This window comes from Pseudomonas sp. MF09156 (assembly GCF_059862305.1).
In genome coordinates this window covers 86,973-94,216 of record NZ_JCBCUR010000020.1, presented here as the reverse complement: position 1 = coordinate 94,216, position 7,244 = coordinate 86,973, and the positions used below count along the sequence as shown (strand labels likewise).

The 7,244-nt window shown below is 53.2% G+C and carries 5 protein-coding genes; 2 read left to right on the top strand and 3 right to left on the bottom strand.

Features of this window, described 5'->3' with window-relative positions; genetic code table 11:
• Nucleotides 1–256: 256 nt before the first annotated feature.
• A complete protein-coding gene (locus AC19YY_RS27240; protein ID WP_500605137.1) occupies nt 257–4,141 on the bottom strand; it encodes a YobI family P-loop NTPase in 3,885 nt (1,294 codons plus the stop codon).
• A 957-nt stretch (nt 4,142–5,098) separates the two neighbouring features.
• Between AC19YY_RS27240 and AC19YY_RS27235 the strand changes: the two genes are divergently transcribed.
• A complete protein-coding gene (locus AC19YY_RS27235; RefSeq protein WP_253392512.1) occupies nt 5,099–5,350 on the top strand; it encodes a hypothetical protein in 252 nt (83 codons plus the stop codon).
• A gap of 35 nt (nt 5,351–5,385) precedes the next feature.
• Nucleotides 5,386–5,739 carry a hypothetical protein gene (locus tag AC19YY_RS27230; protein WP_500605136.1) on the top strand — a complete coding sequence of 118 codons (354 nt, stop codon included), beginning with the start codon at nt 5,386–5,388 and terminating at the stop codon, nt 5,737–5,739.
• A 327-nt stretch (nt 5,740–6,066) separates the two neighbouring features.
• Here AC19YY_RS27230 and AC19YY_RS27225 read toward each other — a convergent pair whose 3' ends face one another.
• Complete coding sequence (locus AC19YY_RS27225; RefSeq protein ID WP_172312419.1) at nt 6,067–6,669, bottom strand: hypothetical protein; 603 nt, start codon at nt 6,667–6,669, stop codon at nt 6,067–6,069.
• On the bottom strand, nt 6,666–7,238 hold the full coding sequence (locus AC19YY_RS27220; protein WP_172312418.1) for an RNA polymerase sigma factor: 573 nt from the start codon (nt 7,236–7,238) through the stop codon (nt 6,666–6,668). The genes AC19YY_RS27225 and AC19YY_RS27220 overlap by 4 nt, the downstream gene beginning before the upstream one ends.
• Nucleotides 7,239–7,244: the final 6 nt, after the last annotated feature.

Genomic DNA, 7,244 nt, shown 5'->3' with positions numbered 1-7,244 from the left:
AAGAACGGCGTTGTGGCTGCATGAAATACCCGCTTAAAAGGCTAGAACTGGTGCCCACTTAAATTTAAGTGCACACCATGTCTTGGCTTTGCGGGGCTGGGTAGATGACTTGGCCGGACGCATACGAGTGTTTTGGGAAAACCGACTTTTTCAACACAATCGGCCAATTGCTCCCCGTCATTAGCGGCAGAAATCGGCCAGTAGCAGCCTCTCTAGGGAGTCTAAAAAATCAGCGCCGATTCAGTGAGTCGGCAGGTTAGATCATGCCTTTAGGCTTGGCGGTAGCGCTGATGATAGCGTCTTCTTCCACTACGGTCTGAACGAAGCCTTTCGTTTTAAGAGCGTTGACCAGCCTCACGTTGAGAACGGTATTAGGCACCTGGATTTTTTTGACATTCGGTGAAAGCTTTGTGAAACCGCCATCAGTCAACATACCAAGAATCAGGGATGCCTCTGCCCAACTGCACGATGGCAAGCATTGGATCAGAACTTCAGAGCGCTGAGCCGAGGTAAGCCCCTCCGCACTTGCAGACTTCTTGAGTGCAGGGATAAACGCTGAAGGAAAGCTTACCGAGTGTCGATTAGCGAGGCGGCAGGTTTCAGCGACCTCTTTGACGGCCTCATTGTCGGTGTCGATGACTTCAATCGGTAACGCCGTCCACATTTGGATCTTTTCATTTAGATCAAGCGCACCGCTTTTACTGAGTGGCACTGCCATGCTGAGCGGCAGTTGAGTTAGATCAATATGGTCGCGTGCCTCAACCCAATGTGCCGCTAGATAAGGAACTTCCAGATCTGCACTGAGAGTCCTGATGCACTCACGGATCTCAGGGCTGTATGCCAGAAAGGCGGCGGTTGCGAGCATCTCCCAACGCTCCCTCGATTCCAGTCCTTTAAGGATCAATATATCGCTCAAGACGATATCTGCGAACAGCACTTCAAGCGTTTCGTTAGATAACCCTGTTGGGGCGATTAAGTACCTCTGCAGCTCTTGATGCAGGGAGGTATGGAGGCCCCAGAGTTCCCCTTTTAGCTCCTTACCATGACGCTGGATAAAGCTTGCGAAAGCCTCCATATCCAAGGCTTCGCAACCATTATGCTCCAAAGCGGGTACGAGTATGTCTTTGAAGAATGTCCACACCGCGCCGACCTTCACTTTCACCCGATCAGACTGGAGTATTTGCGCCCACAACGATGGGGTCGTGTCTTCAAGCCGGTCGAATGTGCATGTCGTTCGATCAAACAGTTGAATCACGGCATCGGACTCGTCCGTCTCTTCCACGATGGCCCATAACAGTTCTATGAGGGAGTCCGCCGACTCATCCAGCGTGCCAATTTGGGCTAAAAGTGTGATTGCAAACTCCTCCGCAGACTCAAGGAGGAGTTCATTCAGCCCCTCAATCTGAAGGGCCTGCAGTCGACGATAGGAAATGATGTTTTCACTGAGATCGGCTTTACTTGCATGAGCTGATTCGCCTTTTTGGCAAATCAGCGTGAGCAGGTTGAGATTTACCTCAACACAACCCCATTCGATCAGCTTCTTGAGGTCGTCCAGGACGATGCCATCATTTAACGCTGAGAAACGCACCGGCAGCTCTCTAAGCCAAGGCCAGCCTTTACCTCCCGCTTCAAGTCCAGGCATCAAGCGCGAGACGTCTTGGAGACTCGCAATGGCATCACAGATTTTCATGTCCGGCGCCGAATCAAGCCTTCGGAGCTGTTCTACCTCTAATCCATCCATGAGTGCACTGATCAGGGTTTGCCTCAGTAAAGTTGATTCGAATCGCTCAGCGTTCAATAACGCGCGGAACAATTCAGGCTCCAGAGCAAAAACAGATTGAATGAACTTCGGTGATGTCGCGGTTGATATCAAAAATTCGGTCGCTTGCGCCATTCTGCCCAGGTGCCCTTCCAGCCCACTCTTGAGAATAGTCGCGAGCTTACTGCGCTCATGGCTCATGCCAGGATCGTTGTATGGACAGCCAGAAAGGTACTCAATCAGGGCGACAATGATGCCCCTGCCATCGCTCAGATCATCTATATCCAGCTTTTCCACGGCCTTTTTCGGGGCATTGATTACAGTCGCGACATCAACGGAAACACCACGTCTCAATTCCAGGATCAGGTTTTTGTCTTCGGATGTGAGGGATCCTGCGTAGAAGTAGCCGAAGTAATCCGTGTAATCGGTATCGAAGTGTCCGTGGCGCATCAGGTACACAACAATGTCCAAGCCGTTCAGCTTTTGAGAGATGACATCGCCGTAGTTTTTTTTGGCTGCTGCCCGGAAGGTTTGGTGATTAATTCGGCTTGCCTCAATTCGGTGTTCGGCCATTTCATCATCGATATCAACAAGGGTTCGTTGGAGCAGATCAAACCTTTTTGGGTATGACGTCGATGTCAGTAGTTGCTTAGAGTCAAAAGGTGCTGCCCTCTGGACTGCATCCCCGTACCTATCGATGATGGCCATTGTTGAATTAGTGCTCTGAGAAAAAATCGACTCAAAAACATCATCCTTAACAAAGTCGGTCAGCGAAAATTTACTGCCACTTGGCATCAAAACATGGGTAGCCGCAATGCCGGATTTTTTAACAAGTTCTAGCCATATGTACGCCCGCAGCTCAGCCACACTTCCAGCGATTTCCTGTACCCGCTTTTCACGCTTTTCCCGCAACGCCTGGTAGGCATCTTCAGCCTGTTTGGACTGCTGGAATCGCCACTCACTGAATCCTTGGATGGTCTCGTAAATGGCGCCACGTCGTTTGACCAAGTGTGCGTATTCATCAGGATGCAGATTGCGAATCGCGATGATTGAAAACAGCTTGTTCGGATCAAGCTTTAGACCGGAGCCGCCGCTGAGAATGCTGGAGAACATGTCGAATTCGTTGACGATATTCTTGATCAACCGCATGTCATCGATGAAATAACAAACGGTTTCGACCAACGTCTCATTAAGCCCAACGTCCAACGCGACCCCATTGAACTGTCGCTCACGAAGCATCTTGAACATTTGCTCGCGAGAGTTCTCTGAGTTGACCACGGGGATTATCGGGATGATCAGGTCAAAAAATTTCGTTTTCTCACCGACGGCGAACAGCTCATCACGAAGCGCATAGATGAAGTAAACCGGTCTTTTGATCTGCGGGGACTGCTTGATGATGAAATTGATTTCCCGCAGACGCGTGAAAACGTCGTGAATTCCGAATCTGTCGAGATCCTCGATGACCACGATATCGATTTTACTGCGTTCAAAGCAGTAGACGATTTCGTCAACATTCTTGTGCAACACTGAGCCGTGGTGTGTCGTTTCCAGTTTTCCGCCCTTGATCGTAAAGCCGTCAATGCTGAACAGGGACAACAGCTTCAGAGCCGAGAACAACATGTAGATGCCACCGCCCCCGAACACCACAACGGCCATCCACCCAGGGATCCATAGAAGCCATTCGACCAACCACGCTGGGTCAATTTTTGGCAGTTTCTCGACTGTTGGGACGTAAAGCCTCAGTACGCTTACGATTATCAGCACGTAGAAAATGGTACGCACCCATATACTCGACGTAGATGCCTGGATGATTCGCTTCAATCTGCTCTTCGGCAGCTCATTTGACGGTACCGCGTACAGCAGTTGCTGAACGATAGTTTCCTCGATACGCGTCAAAATATCCGACTCGGTTTTTTTCTCAGCGCCTTTGAGGTCGGCGGTGTTTGAGTTGGAATCAGCGGGAGCGACAGGAGCATCAGTTGAGGCCGACTTTCCTGCCCCACCTTTGTTTAGATCTTTGCCGAACGCGGCCAGCGATACAAATGCATAGGTAAGCTCAGGGTGACGTTCGACAAACGTACGTATGACGCTACTTTTGCCGGCGCCGTACTCACCAGTAATCGCGATATTGCGAATCTGATCATTGCTAAGCGCGCTCAGCAGCTCATTCTCGTAACGCTGTGATCGATCCATCTCCAAAAGTACAGGCGTTAGCGGCTCGAAGACATTTTTACCACCGGGCACAGCAAGGTATTCCCGCGCGGCGGCTGCGGCTTTTTCAACAGCTTTTCTGTAGCGTTTGTACTGTCCCATCGCATGATTCACTCGCGAGCTGACGCACTCGCACTTCGAAGTAAGCGCCTGAGCTATACGACGGAACATCCCTGTCTCCTATGCCGCTGGAAGGCTGTTCGGGGGAACCGCCAAAATAGTCTTCACTTAATACCCAGTGTCACTGAGGTACGTGTTTGTAGAAATTTTACCGATGATAGCGCACCGCCATCGCTGAATGGGACGAACTCTCTGCTGCTTCCCCTAAAGCACATCTTCTGGAGACCTCGCATGCCTAGATTTCTCGCTGGATCTCACCTCATTGTCGGCCTCGGTGTTTATACCCGCCACGTTATAGATGTCGAGCACGATCAGGTGATCCAGTACATTGGCATTCGGACGTGAGCGGAGTGTGTGAGCGTCCGCTTTTGGCCGGTAGCGGGCCTTCTAAGCGAAAGCCCCTAGTTCGATGACACACACCGTAATCATCACAAACAGCTCCTCCCAAGGCGTTCATTGATGTAACACCCATTTGCCATGTAACACGCATATCGGCAAACAAGCCACAGCTGTGTAACGCCAAAACAATCCTTTAAAATCAAATACTTGGAGACGCGTGTAACATGTGTAACACTCGTAACACGGTTTTATTAGGGTATCCCCCTAGCCCCATTAGTATTGTTCCTCCAGCGCAAGCGATGTGGGTCATGCTCTTAGCTTTGGTTGATAGTGGGGACCCTGTAGCACTCTTGAAGGTACGGGGCAGGAAACCCGCGCGTTCGTGTTAGCGGCTGGATTTTTTAAGTTGGTTGACAGGTTGACGTGGTTGACACCCATTACCGTGGTTGACGCTATGCAGGTGTTCACTATCAGCAACAGATACAGCCACCTTTACCGAAGCTGTAACGATGGCCCTTTTTCTTCAAGATCCTTTCAATTTCAACGATTGAAATTTCAGTAACTTCCAATGCCTCCCACTAACTCGATCCCGCGGGTTTCATGCCCCGTGTCCTCAAGATATCCTCAGGGTCCCCAGCGACTTTTTTCACAACCTGCCCGAGACCACAGATGAGTAACCTTCAGAAGCTGATAGAAAATGCCAAGTCGGGCTTGTCTGTTCAGGAAAAAATCTCTGCTGAGGATTGGCAAGCAATCTCTAAGCAATGCGGAGCCCCTGAAATTGCAGAGATCGAACAGCGTATTGCCAGGTTACGAGCCGAGTTGGAAACGGTTGAGGAGTGGGACGGAGATACCCAAGATGACATACATCTTGCGATTTCCAGGTTCACCCAATTACTAAGGTCCGCGAAAGCACGGTAGCGATGCTAGTGGCGATGGAACCACAAGGATTCAACATGAATAAATTCCTAATAGGCTTCACTTACCACGAGCCCGAACGCTGGGAGTTGTTTCAAAAAGGCATCATTGAAGACTGCGAGTCATCCACCGGCGTTTACGTCACGGCCCCTACGTTGGGGGAGGCAATAGCGTGGACAGAACGCATTGCTGAGGAACTCCTGCGGGCATCCAACTCGGCCCCTTCCCTTGACTGGAAGTCATTGGGTTATGACTGCTGGGTAGTGGATGAGCCCAGCAACTCTGATTGGAGTCATTGCCTCGCCTTTTTCCAAGCTGTCGAGACAGGCGTTTTTCCAGATTTTGAGAAGATGGGGACGAGCGCTTACGGGAAGTGGGTCGAGGGTCGTTGAGGCTCGCACACTTAATCCTGCGAGCCCCGGTGAAGCGATCTTCACAGCCCATTTCTTTTGTGACGAACAGCGTTGGATACGTAGTGCGGGGAATTACCAAGGTGCGCCCGCAGTCGTTCGTCATGGTGGCTAAATCGAGCGCCCTAAACGAGTGTGAGAGGAAGCAGTACGCTGCACCGTGTATGCCCACGTGTATGCCTAACCGAAACACTACCAGCTAGACCCTTATAAAACGGCACTAAAAGCCTCCAGTTCAAACGACGCCGGGGCACCAGATACAAAAAAAGCCCCAGGTCGCAAGACCTGGGGCTTTTTTGTGGGCGCGGTTCAACGCTTTTGCAACGCCTCCAACCGCGCCGGCAGGTTTTCCTCGGGAAAGCGCTTGTGCAAGGCCAGCAGCTTTTCATCCGCCGCCCTGCTCTGACCCGCCTGGCGCAGACGCACGATTTCCTCAAGCCCTTGCTCCAGGGACTGGGGCTTGGCGGCCATCTGTTTGCTCATTTTTGCCACGGGCTCATCGGCCATGGCGCTTGCCATCTCGGCCTGAACCGGCGTGCTGTCGGCCTGGGGCGCCATTGCCATACGCGCCATGGGCGCTGGGGCGGCGGGCGCAGAGAGTGCCTGCGGCGGTGGCGCGGCGGCGTATTGGCTGGCTTCGGGCAGGTTGAGGTCGGGCACTGGCGAGCGCGTCACCACGCCAATCAATAGCGCGACCCCGGCTACGGTAGCAAAGGCCATCTGCCAGCGTGGCCGTTGGCAGGCTTGCAGCCAGCGTTGCCACAGGCTCGGCGGTGGCGTGGGGGCTTCGCGGCGGGCGGCGGCGAGGATGAAGGCGTCGAGGGACGCGGGCGGCTCGCTGGCGCTGTGTTGGCGAAAGTGCTGGATCAGCCCTTCGTCAGTCGGGTCCTGGGGGTGTCGGGAGTCAGTCATACGGGTACCTCCTCGGCCAGCAGTCGACGCAGTTTCTGCTGGGCGTAACGCAAGCGGCTTTTTACCGTTTCCAGTGGGCTGCCGGTCAGGGCGGCGATTTGCGGCAGTTCCAGGTCGCCGTGCAGGCGCAGCATGAACACTTCGCGCTGGTCCTCGGGCAAGTCCTGCAACGCGGCATCGAGACGGCCCTGGTCGCGACTCAGGCTCAGTTGCTGCTCCGGGCCCGCGCTGTCGTCGGGTTGGGCGTGCTGCTGTTCGTCGTAGCTGTCGTGCAGGGGGTTGTGGATACCGTGCTTGCGCCAATGGTCGATCAGGCGGTTGCGGGCAATCTGGAACAACCAGGTACGAAAACTCGCCCGGCCTTGTGGCTGGGTGGTGCTGCGGATCAGGCTGAGCCAAGTGTCCTGGTAGATTTCCTCGGCCAGTTCGGCCTTGTTGCAAAGGCCTACCAGAAACCGGTAGAGGCCCTGGCGGTGCCGGGCATAAAGGCTCTCGAACGCAGCGGCGTCACCGCTGCGGTAGCGGGCCAGCAGCGATTCGTCGCTGGGTGGGTCATCTGATACGGCCATGTTGGG